Source organism: Staphylococcus ureilyticus (assembly GCF_002902235.1).
GTDB lineage: Bacteria > Bacillota > Bacilli > Staphylococcales > Staphylococcaceae > Staphylococcus > Staphylococcus ureilyticus.
The window spans coordinates 1-18,222 of the sequence record NZ_PPRL01000073.1 but is presented as its reverse complement, the minus strand read 5'-3'; the positions used below and the strand labels follow the sequence as shown (position 1 = coordinate 18,222).

21 protein-coding genes and 1 other RNA gene are annotated in these 18,222 nt (G+C 31.2%); 20 read left to right on the top strand and 2 right to left on the bottom strand.

What is annotated here, in order from left to right; all coding sequences use genetic code 11:
* From CD150_RS07635 to CD150_RS07600, 8 genes are all read left to right on the top strand, one after another.
* Positions 1–479 (top strand): SLOG family protein (locus tag CD150_RS07635; protein ID WP_240621214.1); only part of this gene is annotated, 479 nt, incomplete at its 5' end.
* Positions 480–491: 12 nt separating this feature from the next.
* Positions 492–842, top strand: a complete 351-nt coding sequence (gpsB, locus tag CD150_RS07630) for a cell division regulator GpsB (protein ID WP_073342074.1) — start codon at positions 492–494, stop codon at positions 840–842.
* 136 nt (positions 843–978) lie between these two features.
* An RNA gene (gene rnpB / locus CD150_RS07625) (RNase P RNA component class B) lies at positions 979–1,352 on the top strand.
* 162 nt (positions 1,353–1,514) lie between these two features.
* Entirely contained in the window at positions 1,515–2,648 is a 1,134-nt protein-coding gene (locus CD150_RS07620; RefSeq protein ID WP_073342076.1) for a THUMP domain-containing class I SAM-dependent RNA methyltransferase, read from the top strand.
* Positions 2,649–2,680: 32 nt separating this feature from the next.
* Positions 2,681–3,586: an EamA family transporter RarD gene (gene rarD / locus CD150_RS07615; RefSeq protein WP_073342078.1), complete on the top strand. Its 906-nt coding sequence runs from the start codon at positions 2,681–2,683 to the stop codon at positions 3,584–3,586.
* Between the two features lie 246 nt (positions 3,587–3,832).
* On the top strand, positions 3,833–4,468 hold the full coding sequence (locus CD150_RS07610; protein ID WP_073342081.1) for an SDR family oxidoreductase: 636 nt from the start codon (positions 3,833–3,835) through the stop codon (positions 4,466–4,468).
* A gap of 233 nt (positions 4,469–4,701) precedes the next feature.
* Positions 4,702–8,148: a dynamin family protein gene (locus CD150_RS07605; protein ID WP_073342083.1), complete on the top strand. Its 3,447-nt coding sequence runs from the start codon at positions 4,702–4,704 to the stop codon at positions 8,146–8,148.
* Positions 8,149–8,163: 15 nt separating this feature from the next.
* Positions 8,164–9,045: a 5'-3' exonuclease gene (locus CD150_RS07600; RefSeq protein ID WP_046208252.1), complete on the top strand. Its 882-nt coding sequence runs from the start codon at positions 8,164–8,166 to the stop codon at positions 9,043–9,045.
* 281 nt (positions 9,046–9,326) lie between these two features.
* Here the strand turns inward: CD150_RS07600 and CD150_RS07595 are convergent, their stop codons facing one another.
* The gene (locus CD150_RS07595) at positions 9,327–9,737 is read right to left on the bottom strand and encodes a ribonuclease HI family protein (RefSeq protein WP_046208253.1); all 411 of its coding nucleotides are present in this window, start codon (positions 9,735–9,737) and stop codon (positions 9,327–9,329) included.
* Positions 9,738–9,907: 170 nt separating this feature from the next.
* On the opposite strand from CD150_RS07595, the gene CD150_RS07590 reads away from it, so the two are divergent.
* Positions 9,908–10,453, top strand: a complete 546-nt coding sequence (locus CD150_RS07590) for an RBBP9/YdeN family alpha/beta hydrolase (protein WP_225792173.1) — start codon at positions 9,908–9,910, stop codon at positions 10,451–10,453.
* 92 nt (positions 10,454–10,545) lie between these two features.
* Here the strand turns inward: CD150_RS07590 and CD150_RS07585 are convergent, their stop codons facing one another.
* Positions 10,546–11,250 (bottom strand): queuosine precursor transporter, encoded by a 705-nt coding sequence (locus CD150_RS07585; protein WP_046208255.1) that lies wholly within the window; start codon positions 11,248–11,250, stop codon positions 10,546–10,548.
* 252 nt (positions 11,251–11,502) lie between these two features.
* On the opposite strand from CD150_RS07585, the gene CD150_RS07580 reads away from it, so the two are divergent.
* The 11 genes from CD150_RS07580 (at position 11,503) to CD150_RS07530 (ending at position 18,133) form a co-directional block, all read left to right on the top strand.
* Positions 11,503–11,697 (top strand): zinc-finger domain-containing protein, encoded by a 195-nt coding sequence (locus tag CD150_RS07580; protein ID WP_046208256.1) that lies wholly within the window; start codon positions 11,503–11,505, stop codon positions 11,695–11,697.
* 16 nt (positions 11,698–11,713) lie between these two features.
* Positions 11,714–11,971 carry a NifU N-terminal domain-containing protein gene (locus CD150_RS07575; protein ID WP_046208257.1) on the top strand — a complete coding sequence of 86 codons (258 nt, stop codon included), beginning with the start codon at positions 11,714–11,716 and terminating at the stop codon, positions 11,969–11,971.
* 19 nt (positions 11,972–11,990) lie between these two features.
* Positions 11,991–13,109, top strand: coding sequence for a conserved virulence factor C family protein (locus tag CD150_RS07570; RefSeq protein WP_103161465.1), 1,119 nt, complete (start codon positions 11,991–11,993; stop codon positions 13,107–13,109).
* A gap of 35 nt (positions 13,110–13,144) precedes the next feature.
* Positions 13,145–13,582, top strand: coding sequence for a bacilliredoxin BrxA (brxA, locus tag CD150_RS07565; RefSeq protein WP_046208259.1), 438 nt, complete (start codon positions 13,145–13,147; stop codon positions 13,580–13,582).
* A 364-nt stretch (positions 13,583–13,946) separates the two neighbouring features.
* Positions 13,947–14,903 (top strand): thymidylate synthase, encoded by a 957-nt coding sequence (locus CD150_RS07560; RefSeq protein ID WP_073342088.1) that lies wholly within the window; start codon positions 13,947–13,949, stop codon positions 14,901–14,903.
* A 78-nt stretch (positions 14,904–14,981) separates the two neighbouring features.
* Positions 14,982–15,467 carry a dihydrofolate reductase gene (locus tag CD150_RS07555; protein WP_046208261.1) on the top strand — a complete coding sequence of 162 codons (486 nt, stop codon included), beginning with the start codon at positions 14,982–14,984 and terminating at the stop codon, positions 15,465–15,467.
* A 9-nt stretch (positions 15,468–15,476) separates the two neighbouring features.
* Positions 15,477–16,316 (top strand): DegV family protein, encoded by an 840-nt coding sequence (locus CD150_RS07550; RefSeq protein ID WP_046208262.1) that lies wholly within the window; start codon positions 15,477–15,479, stop codon positions 16,314–16,316.
* Positions 16,317–16,445: 129 nt separating this feature from the next.
* Positions 16,446–16,973 (top strand): peptide-methionine (S)-S-oxide reductase MsrA, encoded by a 528-nt coding sequence (gene msrA / locus CD150_RS07545; protein ID WP_046208263.1) that lies wholly within the window; start codon positions 16,446–16,448, stop codon positions 16,971–16,973.
* Positions 16,966–17,394 (top strand): peptide-methionine (R)-S-oxide reductase MsrB, encoded by a 429-nt coding sequence (msrB, locus tag CD150_RS07540; protein ID WP_046208264.1) that lies wholly within the window; start codon positions 16,966–16,968, stop codon positions 17,392–17,394. Before msrA ends, msrB begins: the two co-directional genes overlap by 8 nt.
* A 14-nt stretch (positions 17,395–17,408) precedes the next feature.
* Positions 17,409–17,912 carry a PTS sugar transporter subunit IIA gene (locus tag CD150_RS07535; RefSeq protein ID WP_073342089.1) on the top strand — a complete coding sequence of 168 codons (504 nt, stop codon included), beginning with the start codon at positions 17,409–17,411 and terminating at the stop codon, positions 17,910–17,912.
* On the top strand, positions 17,912–18,133 hold the full coding sequence (locus CD150_RS07530) for a YozE family protein (RefSeq protein WP_046208266.1): 222 nt from the start codon (positions 17,912–17,914) through the stop codon (positions 18,131–18,133). Before CD150_RS07535 ends, CD150_RS07530 begins: the two co-directional genes overlap by 1 nt.
* Positions 18,134–18,222: the final 89 nt, after the last annotated feature.

Here is an 18,222-nt window from a genome sequence, read left to right as displayed (position 1 = left end):
AATTTATAGCACATAAATTAAAATCATTGATTGAAGAAGGACTTGAATGGGTATTAATACAAGGACAGATGGGTATAGAATTATGGACTGCTGAAGTAGTAATTGATTTAAAAGAAACGTATCCTGATCTTAAACTTGGTGTCGTTACACCATTTTATGGCCACACCGATAGATGGAATGAACAGAATCAAGCAAAATATAATCACATTGTACAGCATGCTGATTTTGTAGATAGTGTATTTCATACATCATATGTAGGACCACACCAATTTAAACAAACAGATCAATTTATGCTCGACCATACAGACCAATCATTACTAATATATGATGAAGAACAAGAAGCTAGTCCAAAATACTTTAAGCAAATGTTAGTTGATTTTATGGAAAAAACAAATTATACTTGTGACATTGTTTCGTTTGATGAATTAACAGAATTTATCAACGATTTGCAGTGGTCTCAAGAACAAAGTTTCGAATGAGGTGGAAAAAATATGTCAGATGTTTCATTAAAACTATCAGCTAAAGATATTTATGAAAAAGATTTTGAAAAAACTATGACACGTGGTTATAGAAGGGAAGAAGTGGATGCTTTCTTAGACGACATCATAGCAGATTATCAAAAGATGGCAGATTTAGATAATGAAGTTGTTAAACTTTCCGAAGAAAACAATAAACTAAAAAAAGAACTAGAAGAATTGAGATTGCGTGTGGCTACTTCAAGACCACAAGAAAACAAAAACTTTTCAGCAAATGGGAATGCTGCAAGCAATACTAATAATAATAACAACGTCGATATACTAAAAAGAATTTCAAACTTAGAAAAAGCAGTTTTTGGTAAATAATAAAACGAGCAATCATAACAAATACGATGTTCAAGTAGTTATAATTGCGTACATAAAGATAAGTTTTGTTTTTCTCAAAACTTATCTTATTTTTATTTGTTCTGATCTTTGAAAAGTGATATACTCTTAAAGATGGTGTTTTGGGTAATCGCTATAGCGATATAGAGGAAAGTCCATGCTCACACAATCTGAGATGATTGTAGTGTTCGTGCTTGATGAAACAATAAGTCAAGGCATTAAGTTGACGGCAACGAAATAACCTAAGTCTTTAGATACGGTTAAAATAGTTTGAAAGTGCCACAGTGACGTAGCTTTTATAGAAATATAAAAGGTGGAACGCGGTAAACCCCTCGAGTGAGCAATCCAAATTAGGTAGGAGCACTTATTTAACGGAATTCAACGTATAAATAAGGCATACTTTAAAAGTATGTAGACAGATGGTTACCACCAGCGTACGAGTGTAACTAGTACACGTTGGCAGTACAAAGGTACAAAACATGGCTTATAGAAACATCATTACTAGACCCCAAGCTCTCCCAATTAGGAGAGCTTTTTTAATGTTTAAAATTCACATAATGCCTTAATATAATCCAGAACAGAAGTAAGGTCATATCTATTTAAAATAACTTTTGATAAAATAAAATTAAATCCACTTAAAAAAGGAGCAAAACAATGTATCAATTATTAGCTGTGTGCCCAATGGGGTTAGAAGCAGTTGTTTCTAAGGAAATTCAAGAACTTGGTTATACAACAACAGTAGAAAACGGCAAAATCTTTTTCGAAGGTGATGAAGCAGCAATAGTTAAATGTAATTTATGGTTAAGAACTGCTGATAGAATAAAGATTGTTGTTGGCCAATTTAATGCAAAAACATTTGATGAATTATTTGAAAAGACAAAAGAACTCCCTTGGGAAACAATCATCGAAAAAGAAGGAAACTTTCCAGTACAAGGTCGTAGTGTAAAATCTACTTTGTATAGTGTGCCAGATTGCCAAGCAATCGTTAAAAAAGCAATTGTAGAGCGTTTAAAATCTGCTTATCAAGAAAAAGGGTGGCTAGATGAATCGGGAGCTAAATATCCAGTGGAAGTAGCTCTATTAAAGGATAAAGCACTACTGACAATAGATACTTCTGGATCAGGACTTAACAAACGTGGTTATAGACTAGCTCAAGGTGAAGCACCTATAAAGGAAACACTTGCTGCTAGTTTAATTAAATTAGCAAATTGGACAGGTGATACACCATTGATTGATCCATTTTGTGGTTCTGGCACGATTGCGATTGAGGCATGTTTAATTGCTCAAAATATTGCACCCGGTTTTAATCGAGATTTCGTTTCAGAAACATGGGATATTATGCCTGATAGATTATATGATGAATTGAGAGATGAAGCTGATCAACAAGCTAATTATGATAGACCTTTAGAGATATATGCATCAGATATTGACCCAGAAATGATAGAAATAGCACGTAGAAATGCTGAAGAGGTTGGCTTATCAGACATTATTAACTTTAAAGTTCAAGATGTTAACACTTTATCAATTGAGTCGGCAGCACCAGTTGCAATGATTGGCAATCCACCTTATGGTGAACGCATTGGCGATAGAGCAGAAGTGGAAGAAATGTATCGTTATATCGGCCAATTAATGCAGGAGCATCCTTACTTATCAACTTATATTTTAACAAGTAATAATGAATTTGAATTTTTAGTTAATCAAAAAGCAACCAAAAGAAGGAAGTTATTTAATGGTTATATCGAGTGTACTTACTATCAATACTGGGGGAATAAAAAACCTAAAAAATAGACTGCATGAGCAATCAGAAAGAGGTGTGACAAATGAATAACGAGTTTAAAAAAGGCATATTTTTTGCTTTTGGTGCATATATTTTATGGGGGATATTACCTATATATTGGGATTTAATAGAAGATATTGGTGCTTTTGAAATATTAGCTTTTAGAATTATACTTTCAATGATATTTATGTTAATAGTGGTAGTCGTCACTAACAATACAGCACCATTTAAACGTGATTTACAACAGCTCATAGCAAATCCTATACAACTCATTGCTATTATAGCTGCTGGTTATGTAATAACAATTAATTGGGGCACTTTTATATGGGCTGTTACGAACGGCCACGTATTGCAATCCAGTTTAGGCTACTACATTAACCCACTCGTAAGTATTCTATTAGCGTTAATTTTTCTTAAAGAGCGATTTAATAAATTAGAATGGATTGCCATTGGATTTGCAGTTATCGGTGTTTTGTATATGACTATAAGAGTCGGTGTATTCCCTAGTATTTCGTTACTACTAGCATGTTCATTTGGTATTTATGGTTTGATTAAAAAAATCGTACCGATTGATGCAATCAGTAGTATTACAATAGAATGCATTGTTACTGCACCAGCAGGCATTATATACCTATGGTACATATGGCAACAAGGTAGTTTAACGTTTGGCTATAATACCTCATCTTTCTGGTTAATCTTCTCAGGAGCTGTAACGGCAATTCCACTTATACTATTCTCAGCTGGCGCCCGTAGAATTCCGCTATCACTGACTGGTTTTATACAATATATCGGACCGACAATTATGTTTGTATTAGGTATTTTCTTATTCAAAGAACCTTTTAGCATCGATCAATTTATTACATTTATTTTTATTTGGATTGGCATTGTAATTTATAGTATTTCACAATATGTAAAAATTAAAAAGAATAATAACCCTGTCATTCACTAAATGATATTTTCAATTCCGTAAAGGTAACTTTATATAAGTTATCTTTACGATTTTTATTGTGTTTTGAAATTGCTCAAAACATGTTTACATATCAAATCGGTCATTTTATTATATTCAATGTCGCAAATATATCATTAGTATAAATTATGCTTTTGTAGTATTGTAAAATTAGATAAAAAGTGAACCAATCGAAAATTTATTATATACACTATTATTTTTAATCATATATTTTAATGGAGTGATTATATGACGAGAGTATTAATATTAGGGGCAAATGGAGCTATTTCTAAAGCAGCTATTAATTCTTTTTTAGAAAACACCTCATATACGCTGAGATTATTTTTAAGAGACGCGAACAGATTACCTGATTATGCATCAGATCGCATCCGTGTTCGTGAAGGAGATGCTACAAACTTCGAGGATGTTAACAGTGCAATGGAAGATGTAGATATTGTATTTGCTAGCCTTTCTGGTGAATTAGATAAAGAAGCAAGTACTATTGTTAAAGCTATGGAACAAAATCACGTTGATCGTTTAATATTTGTAGCGGCTCTTGGCATTTACAATGAGGTACCAGGTGAATTTGGTGAATGGGTAAATGAACAAATCCATAATCACTTACCTATTTATAAACAAGCAGCTGATATCATTGAAAGTTCAAACCTCGATTATACTATCTTAAGACCTGCATGGTTATCAGATATTAACGAAATTGATTATGAGATTACTCATAAAAATGAATTATTTAAGGGAACAGAAGTTTCCAGAAAAAGTGTTGCTGCTGTTGCAGTCCAAATTGCAAAAAACCCTGAGCTGTATTTAAAAGAGAACATTGGTATTAACAAACCTAATACTGATTTTAATAAGCCAAGATGGAAATAAAAATAAAATTAAAAAAATCGACTAAATTTTTAATGATTGCAAATACCACCAGTTAAGGTGGTATTTTTAATTTTAAACTAAGTCACATTCAAAAACTGGAAAATACTTTTTTGCATTTCTACTCATAAAACATTGCTAAATACAATTTAATTTTGCTAACTTACTTTAGACGCACATTAATTTGTTATACAATAGAAATTAATTACATATAAGTAATAAAGGGGATACATAACATGTCTAAAACGAAGCAACTCGATATACTATATAAATTAAAAAAAGAGGTTGAAAAATCAAACAATCATAGATTGATTCACATTATAAATCAAGTCATTAAAAAAATATTTTTAGAACAGTATACTGCTACTTTTGTCGGCCATTTTTCAGCAGGAAAATCCACACTTATCAATATGCTACTAGAAGAAAGCATACTACCAAGTTCACCAGTGCCCACAACCAGTAACACAGCAATTGTCTCTGTAGCAGATGAACCAGGTATTATAGCTAATTTGAACAACCAAAAATATACTTTATTAACAAACTACGATGAAGTTAAACAAATGAATCGTGAAAATATTGACGTTGAATCTGTAGAAATTAAATTTCCTTCTGAAAAATTTAATAAAGGGTTCACACTTCAAGATACACCAGGTGTTGATTCAAATGTATCAACACACCAATCTAGCACTGAAGAATTTATGTATACAAGTAATGTTTTATTTTACACAGTAGACTATAACCATGTTCAATCTGCAATGAATTTTCAATTTATGAAACAGCTGAACTATGCTGGTGTTCCAGTCGTTTTTGTTATCAACCAAATAGATAAACATCATGAATCAGAAATTCCATTCGACACATTTAAACGACGCGTTGAAAAATCGATTGCTGAATGGGAAATCAAATTAGATCAAATATTTTATGTTTCTAAATTTGAACATGAACACAACCAAATTCAAGCACTTTCAGATTATCTCATCGATAAAGATCAACATAGAGAATCAATGGCGGATTATGTGGAACGTACTGTGAATTTTATTACAGACGAACAACTATCTTTTATACAACATGAAATTCAAACGATTCTAAATGAGCTAGATATATTTGAAGAAGACTTTGACCAAGCATATTTAAACTTTCAACAACATCAACAAGTAAGTGAAGAAGCGAAATTACTTAATAACCCTGATCAATTGTATGATTTCTTAAAACAAAAGCGTAAAGCGATTCTCGACAATGCATATGTTATGACGCACGATACTAGAGAAAAAATAAGAACTTATTTAGAGAGCAAAACTAAAGACTTTAAAGTAGGCGGCATATTCAATAAAAAGAAAAAAACATTAGAAACGCAACAAATTAGACTTCAAGAATTACTTGAGCAATTACAAGAAAAAGTAAATCAAGAAATACGCCAACCTTTGAGAGAAGATATGTCATTTTTAACGCGATTTATTAACTCATCCGAAGTAAATGATGCGATTTTAAACCAACACTATCAAATGCCTCCAAATCTCATAGATGATTTGTATCAAATGCAAATATCTATTAGTAATCAATATGTTTTAACATTTTCAGATGACTTAATGAAATCTATTAAACAATTTATTATTAAAGAAACTGAACCATTATTTGAGAAAGCAATCAGCCATTCTCAAGCAAACGACATTGGCACAGAAGAAGTAGAAGATTACAATGATTATGTTAAATTTATGGAGTTGCGTAATCTAAGAGAATCACTTGAAACACAAAATTATAGACACTACTACATTCATATTGATGATTCACTAGATAAATTAATAGATAGAGAAGAAATCACATATCAAGCTAAACCAGAGCATTCAAAAGTTCAAAAACAGAATCGTTCTAATACCACTAAAAGAAAAACAACGGATACTTCAATTCAAGATATAAAAAATTCATTAAACTTGATAAAAGATATTCCATTATTCGAACAAACAAAACAAGATATCAACGATACACTGAAACGCCTAGATCATAAAATCATTAAAATAGGTGTTTTCGGGACGTTCAGTGCTGGAAAAAGTAGTTTAATCAACGCACTACTAGGCGATGCATACCTTGTTAGTTCACCAAATCCTACAACAGCAGCAATGACAGAACTGACATACGGTGAAGAAAGTCAAATTACACTTAAATCACCTGAGCAAATCTTAGAAGAGTTAAACCAATTATTTGAATTGGAAAATAAAACTTTTGATTCAATAGAGGCATTTTTAAATCAAAACACAGAAAAACTAACAGCATCTTTAGAAAAAAACAAATTAGCATTTATCAATGCGATTGAGAAACATTATGCGATGTATCAAGAAATGCTAGAACAAGGTTTAACACATACCATTGCACGGGATGAAATAAAAAAATGGAGTGCAGAAGACGAATATGCAACCTTTGTAAATACAGTTCATTTGAAATTACCTATCTATTGGTTGAAAGATAAAGTTATCGTAGATTCACTTGGGTTACATTCCAATAATCAACGTCATACAAATGAAACAGAAAAGATTTTAACTTCTTCAGATTTAATACTTTATGTAAGTTATTTTAATCATTCATTCACAGATAATGACAAACGCTTTATAGAACATATGAAAGAAATGAACCAATTAAGTGAAAATCAAGCATTTAAAATGGTCATAAATGCTACTGATTTAGCTGAAACTGAAGAAGACTTAAATGCAGTCATAAACTATGTAAGTGATGCACTTAACCAAGTAAATATGAATTCGGACATTTTTGCAGTTTCGAGTCGAGAAGCTTTAAAAACAGGAGACTTAGGAATTGATAAACTAAAAAATAGTATAAACTATTTTACTCAAGTTGAGTCTAAAGATATATTGCAACAACAAATGACGAAACAATTAACAAATATTTCAGAAGCATTTGACCAAATGATAGAAGACGCACAGCATAATCAATCTAAAATTAAGCAACGTAAAAACAAACTCGAGCAATATCATAATCAAATATTACTGAATAATAATATATTACAAATTGCCGTGCAGCGTGCTTCAAATGAAGTTGAAGATCAAATTTATCACCTTAATGAACGTTTGAAAATTCAGTTGTTAGATGAAGTTAAATCAATTTATAATGGGCAAATGACACAGAGCAACAACTTTAACGAAGCAAAACGCCATTCTACAAAGCAATACTTAGATCAAATTCATCAAAGATTGTATTTAGAACAATCCTTACTAGTGGAACGTGTTAAAAAGTATTTCATTCAACAAATACATGAAGAAATTGCACCTTTAAAACAAAAATTAGAGCAATTACACATTTTCATTGAACCTGAATTTAATAAGAGTAATATAGAACTAGACGATCCTTATTTAAAAATTGATTTAAGTCAAATGCTTTCCGCTTTGCCTAAATCATTAACGAAAAAAAACATCTTGCAGCCAAAAATGCAAAATGAAGTTCAAACCACAATAACTCAAAATACGCTCGTACAACTTAAACCTTGTATAGCTGAATTAAGAAAAGCATTAATTGAAATTGTGAATAATTTGAATAATGATGCAGAAATAAAATTCAATCAGTATGAAAAAGATATACACACACAAATTAAACAACTCTTAGCATTTGAAATGGATCATTCTTTAATAAAACAACTCCAAGAAACAAATAGCGAATTAAAAGCTCAGTTGTTAATTTAGAAAGAGGTACTTACGATGTCCAAAAAGATATTATTAATAGACGGTATGGCTCTGCTGTTTCGACATTTTTACGCAACTAGCCTACACAAACAATTCATGAGAAATTCATCAGGTATTCCTACAAACGGTGTTCAAGGGTTTGTTCGTCATGTATTTACTGCGATAAACGAAATACAACCTTCACATGTGGCTGTGTGTTGGGATATGGGTAAATCTACATTTCGAAATGAAATGTTTGACGGATATAAACAAAATCGACCCGCACCACCAGAAGAATTGATACCACAATTTGATTATGTTAAAGAAATATCAAACCAATTTGGATTTGTAAATATTGGTGTCCAAAATTATGAAGCAGATGATGTAATAGGCACTTTGGCACATCAATATTCACAACAAAATCAAATTTTTGTAATCACTGGTGACAAAGATATTCTGCAATGTATTAATCCTAATGTTGAAATTTGGTTAACTAAAAAAGGATTTAACTTATACAACCGCTATACATTAGACAGATTTCAAAACGAATATGGATTAAATCCGCTACAATTAATAGATGTTAAAGCATTTATGGGAGATAGCGCTGATGGTTATCCTGGTGTTAAAGGGATTGGTGAAAAAACTGCTATAAAACTTATTCAAAATCATGGTTCTGTTGAAGCAGTGATTGACGCTTTAAACGAATTGACACCTGGGCAAAGACATAAAATAGAAGATAATTTATACAATTTGAAACTTTCTAAATCACTAGCTAAAATTCATACAGAAGTACCTATTAATACTTCTGATTTATTAAACGACATGAAGTTTGGGACAGATTTAGCTGAAATACTAAATATTTGTAAAGAACATGAACTCTATGTATCAGGAAAATACTTAGCTACACATTTTAGTTAAATAAAAAATAAAGGGCTCATACGTATTCAAATAAATACGTACGAGTCCTTTATAATTATTGTCTAATGCTTTTCATCGTACATGTTTAACGAGATAAAAATGATATCCTTCTATCCTGTAGTCACACTCATATATTTTAAAATAAAGGTTTAAATTCAAAAAATGTGTTTAGAATCATCTATTAAAAGTTTCTCACTATAGAAAGGGATTATTTCTGATTTTCGTCATAATAAGTTTTCAAATATCCTACTGACTTTGAATTGTTAAGATACTGTTTTGATTTAACGCTTTTTTGCTCTTGTTTTAGTAATTTTATATAAGGCATTTTTGGCATGATGATTTGCTTCTTTATTTTGATTCCTTGGAACCCATTTAACAAACAATAAATCAAAATATGACTCTAATGATTTTATTTTGAGCAAGTAATTTATAAACTGCTTATTTTTTACTTGTCCTTTGTTCATACTATCTTCTATTAATTTCGAATCAGTGTATACGAGTGCTGTAGTAATCCCGTGGTGTTTTGCACATTCCAATGCAAATACGAAAGCTGCCCATTCTGCACTATGATTGTCTAAGATTCCTAAATCACAGTCATAATGCAATCGTTCTTGCTCAGTAATGATAACGATAGAACATGCGCTTTGACCAGGATTGCCTGCTGTAGCAGCATCAAAATATATTTTCGCCATAAATTCACCTTCAAATTTAATAAGTTAATTTTATATTATCAAAAGAACATAAATAAGTATAATCATGTAGATGCATTTTTCTTGGAAAAATACATCAATGTAACGTAAGCTATTACCGTCAATAAAAAAGCACAACATTAATTTAATAAAGGATGATCTAATTGAAAAATATGTTTATTATACATGGCTATCAAGCTAGTACAAAAAGCCATTGGTTTCAATGGTTAGCCTCACAAATAGAGGCATATGGTTATAATGTTGAAATTATACACTTACCAAATTCTGATCATCCTGAACTTGATTCATGGTGTCAAGCAATAGATGATATTATTCAAAGTAAATTGAATTCAGAAACTATTATCGTTGCACATAGTTTGGGAGTCATATCAATATTACATTATTTAACTTCTGTTAAGCCTCATTCAAAAATAAAAGGCCTTTTTCTAGTTTCAGGTTTTAACGAAAAGTTATCGAACATACCCGAATTAAATCAATATATAGATAACACACGTATAAAACTCGATAAATTATGTGCGCAACACATTATTACAATTGGTGCTTTAAATGATCCAGTAGTGAATATAGACGCGACGGATAGATTATCAAAACAATTAAATGTCAAAACACATTATATAAATCATAACGGCCACTTTTTAGAAACTGAAGGGTATCACACATTCAAGTTCTTAAAAGAAAAGATAATTGAAATATTATAATTATATTAAATCACCAGAAATAAATAAGCCCGTAAATGAACTTATCTGTTAATCATTTACGGGCTTTTCGTCAGTTATATTAAAACATGTCCTTAATAACCTTCATCTAATTTTTGTATTTTGCCTTTTCGGTACATTGATTTTGCCCAATAACCAAAAGGAACATTAAAGATAGTAGAAACAATTTTTAATAAATACGTTGTAATAAAGATTTCAAATACCGCTTCATTTGGCATTGCACCTAAAAAAGCAATGATGACAAATAACGCCGTATCCACGATATTACTTAAAATAGTACTACCATATGCTCTTATAATAAATGTTCTATCTGAACTAAACACTTTTTTGATTAATGAGAAAAGTAAAACATCTAAATGTTGTCCAATAATGTATGCTATAACAGAACCTAAAGCAATCCTTGGAACAATATTAAAAATAGATTCTAATGCTTTTTGTGTATTGTCTACCGGGGAAGGTGTAAAATGAAGTGAAAATTGCATCACGATAATCATCACCAACGTCGAACAAAAACCTAACCAAACTGCACGTTTAGCTATTTTGCGTCCATAAATATCATTTAAAATATCAGTTGCTAAATAAATAGATGCAAACATAACATTTCCCAGGGTTGCTGAAATAGTAAAAATATCGATTGTTTTAATAACTTGGATATTAGCTATAATGGTGCCAATAGCAATCCATGCAATCAAACCATGTTTACCAAACAAACGATACATAGTAACTAATAATATGAATGTTACTAAAAAAGTAATAACGCCAAATATTTCATTAAACAATTTTATTCCTCCTAAATTTTGATAATGCGGGTGTTTAGAAACCGCAAAATAAACAACTACATTATTTTACTAGAAAATATTAAAAAAGCAAGTTCAAATTTCAATTGATTTTTAAATATTTATACTAATGTTATATTTCATATTAATGATTAAACAATCGTTGTCACAAATGATATAATATCAACAAGTCTCAAATCTTATCATAAATTAACTAGTTGGGTACTTATAATTCATTTTTAGAAGTACAGGAGCGTGAAACGTATTCTAACCTATTCTGAAAAAGAGGCAATTGATGCCATAGACCAATTAATGAACACATATTGTAAAGCGTGTTTATTGAAACGTCATATAAAAAAGACAAACGGCAAAACACAAGCACATCATTTTTGTATCAATGAATGTTCTGTCGGAAAACAAATTAAGCAAATTGGCAATGAATTACAATAAAAAGGAGCATACGATTATGGAAATAATAAATATAGCTACGACACCAAATCCAAATACGATGAAAATTGATTTAAACATAGATAGTGGGGATAACAAACCTAACACTTATACAAAAGTTAAAGAAGGACAACCTGACTTCATCAATGCAGTACTAGATGTAGAAGGTGTTAAATCTATATTTCAAGCAATGAATTTTATTTCTGTAGATAAAAATTCAGAAGTAGATTGGGATACACTTTTACCAAACATCACAAAAGCTCTAGAAGAAATATAAACATAAGGAGGGTGCCTTAATGGAAATAGTACGTGTTGAACCTACACCAAGTCCAAATACAATGAAAATTGTACTAAGTGAAAAAAGAGAAGATAACCAGTCTAATACTTATTCATCAGTCGCAGAAGGGCAACCTGATTTTATCAATGATGTTTTAGCAATTGATGGTGTTAAATCTATATTTCATGTAATGGATTTTTTGGCTGTAGATAAAAAACCAAAATTTGATTGGGAAGATGTTTTACCAAAAGTAACAGCAACACTCAATGATGAACAAGAAATAACTTCCGAAGCACAACCAGATGAACATTTTGGTGAAGTAAAAGCAGAGGTTTTGACATTCAAAGGTATTCCTTATCAAATTAAACTAACGACAAGTTCAGAAGAACAACGTAAACAATTACCTGAAATATATGTTGATAGTATGTTAGCTGCACAGAAAGATGATGATAATGTAGTGTTCCAACGTAAATGGGAAGATTTTGGTATACGCTATGGCGAACTCTCAGAGGTAATGGAAGACGTCGTTGAAGAAATTACGGCACTCTATCCTAAAGATCAATTGCAAAAACGCGTTGAAGAAGCTTTAGCATCCAACGTTACAATTCCTGAAACTAAATACCGACATGTAACATTGGAAGCATATCAAGCAACTGAAAGTTGGAAAGAACGATTAAGAATGCTAAAATCATTCCCAACGCCTACAATTGAAGATTTGCCGTTGCTCGGTGAGGTCGTGAGTGATGAACAGAAAACACCATTAAGACGTGAAGCAATTATACTCCTTGGAATGATTGAAGATGAAATCGTACTCCCATACCTCTATAAAGGCTTAAACGATAAAAGCCCTGCAGTAAGAAGAACTGCTGGTGATTGTTTAAGCGATTTAGGTTTCAAACAAGCATTACCAGAAATGGAAAAAGCATTAGACGATCCACATAAAATAGTCAGATGGAGAGCAGCAATGTTTATTTTTGATGAAGGTGGGCCAGAGCAGTTAAATTCACTTCGTGAACATGCTGACGATTCAGCCTATGAAGTGAAGCTGCAAATCGAAATGGCTATAACAAGAATTGAAAATGGCGATGAGGCATTAGGTTCCGTTTGGAAGCAAATTGCAAATCGAAATAATAGCTAAAGAAACTATCATTAAATGAAATAGGAGTGTTATAAATGAATGCTTATGAAGCATATATGAATGAACTCGCAACACAAATGCGCAGCGAACTCACAAATCACGACTTTAACAGTTTAGAAACTGCTGTTGATGTTGATAACTTTATGAATAATGTATCTGAAGATGAAACAACTTTTGTTGTGATTAATTCAACTTGTGGTTGTGCTGCTGGATTGGCAAGACCTGCTGCAGTTACTGTTGCAGAACAAAATGAAAAAAAACCAACAAATAAAGTGACTGTTTTTGCCGGTCAAGATAAAGAAGCAACCGAAGAAATGCGCGCTTTTATTCAACAAGTACCGTCCAGTCCATCGTATGCCTTGTTTAAAGGAAAAGAATTAAAACATTTTATGCCAAGAGAACATATAGAAGGTAGAGATATACAAGATATTTGTATGGATATTAAAGACATATTTGATGATTATTGTGATTAATCAATAAGACCAAGGCTGAGATATAAATAAGTGTCTCAGCCTTAAATTGCTTTAATAACAAGTACAACATCCTTAATACTTATCATGCATTAATTTAATGAGCATATTTTTACTGTTTTTTGAGTAGTTTCTAGGTCATCCTTTTATTGATTATAACTATTTAAAAAGTTTATAATACTTCTAATTATTTATCATAATCATTAGAACAACCAGCCAATATTATTTAGGCATAAACTGAATACATATTTTATTCTCAAATTCCACTCATATTTTCACTTTACTAGTGGTTATTTCTTTAAATTATTGGTATTTTAAAATATGATTAACTATAAATAACTTTACTGTTGAAAGGAGTGTGTTCGTCATGCTAAATACATTTGATCAATCCTATCATGATCTTTGTAACGAAATATTAGAAATAGGAAAGCAAAAAGAAGACCGTACAAATACAGGTACTATTTCAAAATTCGGACATCAATTAAGGTTTGATTTGTCAAAAGGATTTCCATTGCTAACTACCAAAAAAGTATCATTTAAATTGATTGCAACTGAATTACTATGGTTTATCAAAGGCGATACAAATATTAAATATTTACTCCAATATAATAATAATATATGGAATGAATGGGCGTTTGAAAATTATATTAACTCAGTTGATTATAAAGGTCCAGACATGACAAACTTTGGTCATAGAGCCCAAACGGATGAGGCATTTAATAAAAAATATAAAGCGGAAATGCGTAAATTTAAAGCGCTAATTTTAAATGATGAATCTTTTGCTAAAAAATATGGTGATTTAGGAAATGTTTATGGCAAACAATGGCGTGATTGGGAAGATAAAAATGGCAATCATTTTGATCAGTTAAAAACTGTTATCGAACAAATTAAACATCATCCGAATTCAAGACGCCATATTGTCTCAGCTTGGAATCCAACTGAAATCGATACTATGGCATTACCACCTTGTCACACAATGTTTCAGTTTTATGTCCAAGATGGTAAATTAAGTTGCCAATTATACCAAAGAAGTGCAGATATCTTTTTAGGTGTACCATTTAACATTGCTAGTTACAGTTTGCTGACACATTTAATTGCTAAAGAATGTGGTTTAGAGGTGGGTGAATTTATACACACATTCGGCGATGCTCATATTTATACAAATCATATGGAAGCTATTGAAACACAGTTGTCTCGTACAAGCTATGCGCCACCACAACTTAAAATAAATTCAGATAACTCTATTTTCGACATTAACTATGAAGATTTAGAAATAGTAAATTATGAATCACATCCAGCAATTAAAGCACCAATAGCTGTATAAAATTTTAAAAAACGATTAGTATTAATAATAATTTAATATATTTACTGATAATATTATATTACTATTAGGAGGGAAATTATGACACTTTCTATACTTGTTGCTCACGATCAGCAACGTGTTATTGGGGTAAATAATCAACTACCATGGCATTTACCAAATGATTTAAAGCATGTAAAAAAACTATCCACTGGCAATACACTTGTTATGGGCCGTGCAACATTTGATTCTATAGGAAAGCCGCTTCCTAATAGAAAAAACGTAGTATTAACAAGAAATAAATCATTCGCACATGACGGTGTAGATGTTATCCATTCAATTGACGAAATATATAATTTACCAGGCCATGTGTTCATTTTTGGTGGACAAACATTATTTGAAGAAATGATTGATAAAGTCGATGATATGTATATTACAGTAATTGAAGATAAATATAATGGAGATACATTCTTTCCACCTTATACATTTGAAGAATGGGAAGTAGAATCTTCTATTCCGGGAACATTAGATGAAAAAAATACGATTCCACATACATTTCTACATTTAGTTCGTAAAGATACAACATAGGAGGAAAGAATAATGAAAATGAAAATTGTAACTGATTCAACATCAGATTTATCTCATGCTTATTTAAAAGATAATGATATACATGTCATCCCACTTAATTTAACTATTGATGGTAAGTCGTATGTAGATCAAGTAGACATTTCCTCTGAAGCATATATAAAAAAATTAGAAGAAAATGCTGATGTAAAAACGAGTCAACCAGCTATCGGTAATTTTATTGAGTTATATGATGAATTAGGCAAAGATGGTTCTGAAATCATTAGTATCCACATGACATCAGGGCTTAGCGGTACTTATCAAACCGCACTTCAAGCAAGTCAAATGACAGATAGTACGGTAACTGTCATAGATTCAAAATCTATTTCATTTGGACTAGGATATCAAGTCCAACATGTTGTAGATTGGAATAACCAAGGTTTTTCATCAGAAGAAATTGTTTCAAAAATAACTGACTTACAAAGTAATATAAAATTATATGTTGTTATTGGCCAATTAAATCAATTAATCAAAGGTGGTAGAATCAGTAAAACGAAAGGATTAATTGGTAATATGATGAAAATCAAGCCAATTGGTACGCTTGACGATGGTAAAATTGAACTCATTCATAATTCTCGTACTCAAAATGGTAGTATTCAATTTCTAAAAAAAGAAATCAGTACGTTTTTAGGCGATAAAAAAATTAAGTCTATCGGTATCGCACACGCTAATATTTTAGAATTTGTGGATAAAATTAAAAAGCATTTTACCGAAGAATTTAATATCACTGAATATGATACAAATGTTACAACACCTATAATATCAACACATACTGGAGAAGGCGCAATAGGTCTAGTTGTTTTAAAATCATAAACTAATTTATAATAAATTAAGGTTCGTTTTAATTATTCTTTCATTTGTTAAATTTTCAAAACAATTTAATAGCTTATCACTGAAAATAATGATAACTTAATGACAAGATAATAAAAAAGGAGGTATACCATGGCATATGCGACATTAGCTGGGGGTTGTTTCTGGTGTTTGGTAAAACCGTTCACCTCTTATCCGGGCATTGAAAATGTTGTTTCTGGCTATAGTGGTGGACATGTTGAAAACCCTTCTTATGAAGATGTTAGTCATGGACAAACCGGCCATGTAGAAGCAGTACAAATCACATATAACTCTGAAATTACTTCCTTCGAGAACATTTTAGATGTTTATTTTAAAACATTTGATCCAACTGATAATGGCGGTCAATTTTTTGATAGAGGCGAACATTATCAACCAGCTATTTTTTATCATAATGAAGCACAAAAAAAAGCTGCAGAAGCAAAAATTCAAGAGTTAAATGAGCAGGCAATATTTAATAAACCCGTAATTACACCCATAAAACCATACAAAAACTTTTATCCTGCTGAATCCTATCATCAAGATTACTATAAAAAGAATCCATTGCATTATGAGCAATATCAACGTGGTTCTGGCAGAAAAAGTTTTATAGAAAAACATTGGGGGAAACAATATGATTAAGAAAAATAAAAATGATTTAACAGAAATGGAATACTTGGTAACTCAAGAAGATGGAACAGAGCCTCCTTTCCAAAATGAATATTGGAATCATTTTGAAAAAGGGGTTTATGTTGATAAAATTTCCGGTAAACCTTTATTTACCTCAGAAGAAAAATTTGAATCAGACTGTGGTTGGCCTAGTTTCTCAAAAGCTTTAGATGATGATGAAATCATAGAGCTCGTTGACAAAACATTTGGTATGGTGCGCACAGAAGTACGCTCTGAAGATGCGAACAGCCATTTAGGACATGTTTTCAATGATGGTCCAACTGAAAGTGGCGGTTTAAGATATTGTATTAACTCAGCTGCCGTGCAATTTATACCATTTGAAAAACTGGAAGAATTAGGTTACGGAGATTTAATACCACATTTTGAAAAATAAGGAGCGAACAAGACATGTTTAAAAAATTATTTGGTAAAGGTAAAGAAGTCGACAAAGAAACGAGTGTATACGCACCTATTACTGGAGAATATGTGAAAATAGAAGATATCCCAGATCCAGTGTTTGCGCAAAAAATGATGGGAGAAGGATTTGGAGTAAATCCAACTGATGGTGAAGTTGTTTCTCCAATCAATGGTAAAGTAGATAATATCTTCCCAACAAAACATGCAATTGGTTTACAAGCTGATAATGAGCTTGAACTACTTGTTCATATTGGTTTAGATACAGTACAACTTGACGGAGAAGGTTTCGAAGTATTAGTCGAAAGTGGCGATACTGTTAGTGTGGGAGACCCATTATTACGTTTTGATTTAGATTATATAAAAGAAAATGCTAAATCAGTTATTTCTCCAATAATTGTTACAAACACAGATAACACGTCATCTGTGGCAATTGCCAACGATATAACATCAGTAACTAAAGGTGAAACTAAAATTATTGATGTGACAATGAACTAATGAAAGATCATTCATTTTATCAATTTGCATTAACAGCACGTGGTCGAAAAGACGAAAAAGGCGAATTAGCTGAAGAAATTTTTGATGATTTGTCTTTTCCACGACAGGAAAAAGATTTTCATGCTCTATCAGATTACATTGAAATGCAAGGAAGTTATACCGTTTCAATGTCTGTTTTTGATAGTTTATATGATGAATATACTGAATGGTTAAAATTTTAGTCTTAGTTTATATTTGAGAGAATATAGTAAAGTATATTAAAATAATAAAGTATCATAGAGAGCTGGGATTAATCTTTAATGATTCAATC

Coding starts and splice junctions, on each gene's coding strand:
- gpsB (WP_073342074.1), top strand. CDS start 492: ATGTCAGATGTTTCATTAAAACTATCAGCTAAAGATATTTATGAAAAA.
- CD150_RS07620 (WP_073342076.1), top strand. CDS start 1,515: ATGTATCAATTATTAGCTGTGTGCCCAATGGGGTTAGAAGCAGTTGTT.
- rarD (WP_073342078.1), top strand. CDS start 2,681: ATGAATAACGAGTTTAAAAAAGGCATATTTTTTGCTTTTGGTGCATAT.
- CD150_RS07610 (WP_073342081.1), top strand. CDS start 3,833: ATGACGAGAGTATTAATATTAGGGGCAAATGGAGCTATTTCTAAAGCA.
- CD150_RS07605 (WP_073342083.1), top strand. CDS start 4,702: ATGTCTAAAACGAAGCAACTCGATATACTATATAAATTAAAAAAAGAG.
- CD150_RS07600 (WP_046208252.1), top strand. CDS start 8,164: ATGTCCAAAAAGATATTATTAATAGACGGTATGGCTCTGCTGTTTCGA.
- CD150_RS07595 (WP_046208253.1), bottom strand. CDS start 9,737: ATGGCGAAAATATATTTTGATGCTGCTACAGCAGGCAATCCTGGTCAA.
- CD150_RS07590 (WP_225792173.1), top strand. CDS start 9,908: ATGTTTATTATACATGGCTATCAAGCTAGTACAAAAAGCCATTGGTTT.
- CD150_RS07575 (WP_046208257.1), top strand. CDS start 11,714: ATGGAAATAATAAATATAGCTACGACACCAAATCCAAATACGATGAAA.
- CD150_RS07570 (WP_103161465.1), top strand. CDS start 11,991: ATGGAAATAGTACGTGTTGAACCTACACCAAGTCCAAATACAATGAAA.
- brxA (WP_046208259.1), top strand. CDS start 13,145: ATGAATGCTTATGAAGCATATATGAATGAACTCGCAACACAAATGCGC.
- CD150_RS07560 (WP_073342088.1), top strand. CDS start 13,947: ATGCTAAATACATTTGATCAATCCTATCATGATCTTTGTAACGAAATA.
- CD150_RS07555 (WP_046208261.1), top strand. CDS start 14,982: ATGACACTTTCTATACTTGTTGCTCACGATCAGCAACGTGTTATTGGG.
- msrA (WP_046208263.1), top strand. CDS start 16,446: ATGGCATATGCGACATTAGCTGGGGGTTGTTTCTGGTGTTTGGTAAAA.
- msrB (WP_046208264.1), top strand. CDS start 16,966: ATGATTAAGAAAAATAAAAATGATTTAACAGAAATGGAATACTTGGTA.
- CD150_RS07535 (WP_073342089.1), top strand. CDS start 17,409: ATGTTTAAAAAATTATTTGGTAAAGGTAAAGAAGTCGACAAAGAAACG.
- CD150_RS07530 (WP_046208266.1), top strand. CDS start 17,912: ATGAAAGATCATTCATTTTATCAATTTGCATTAACAGCACGTGGTCGA.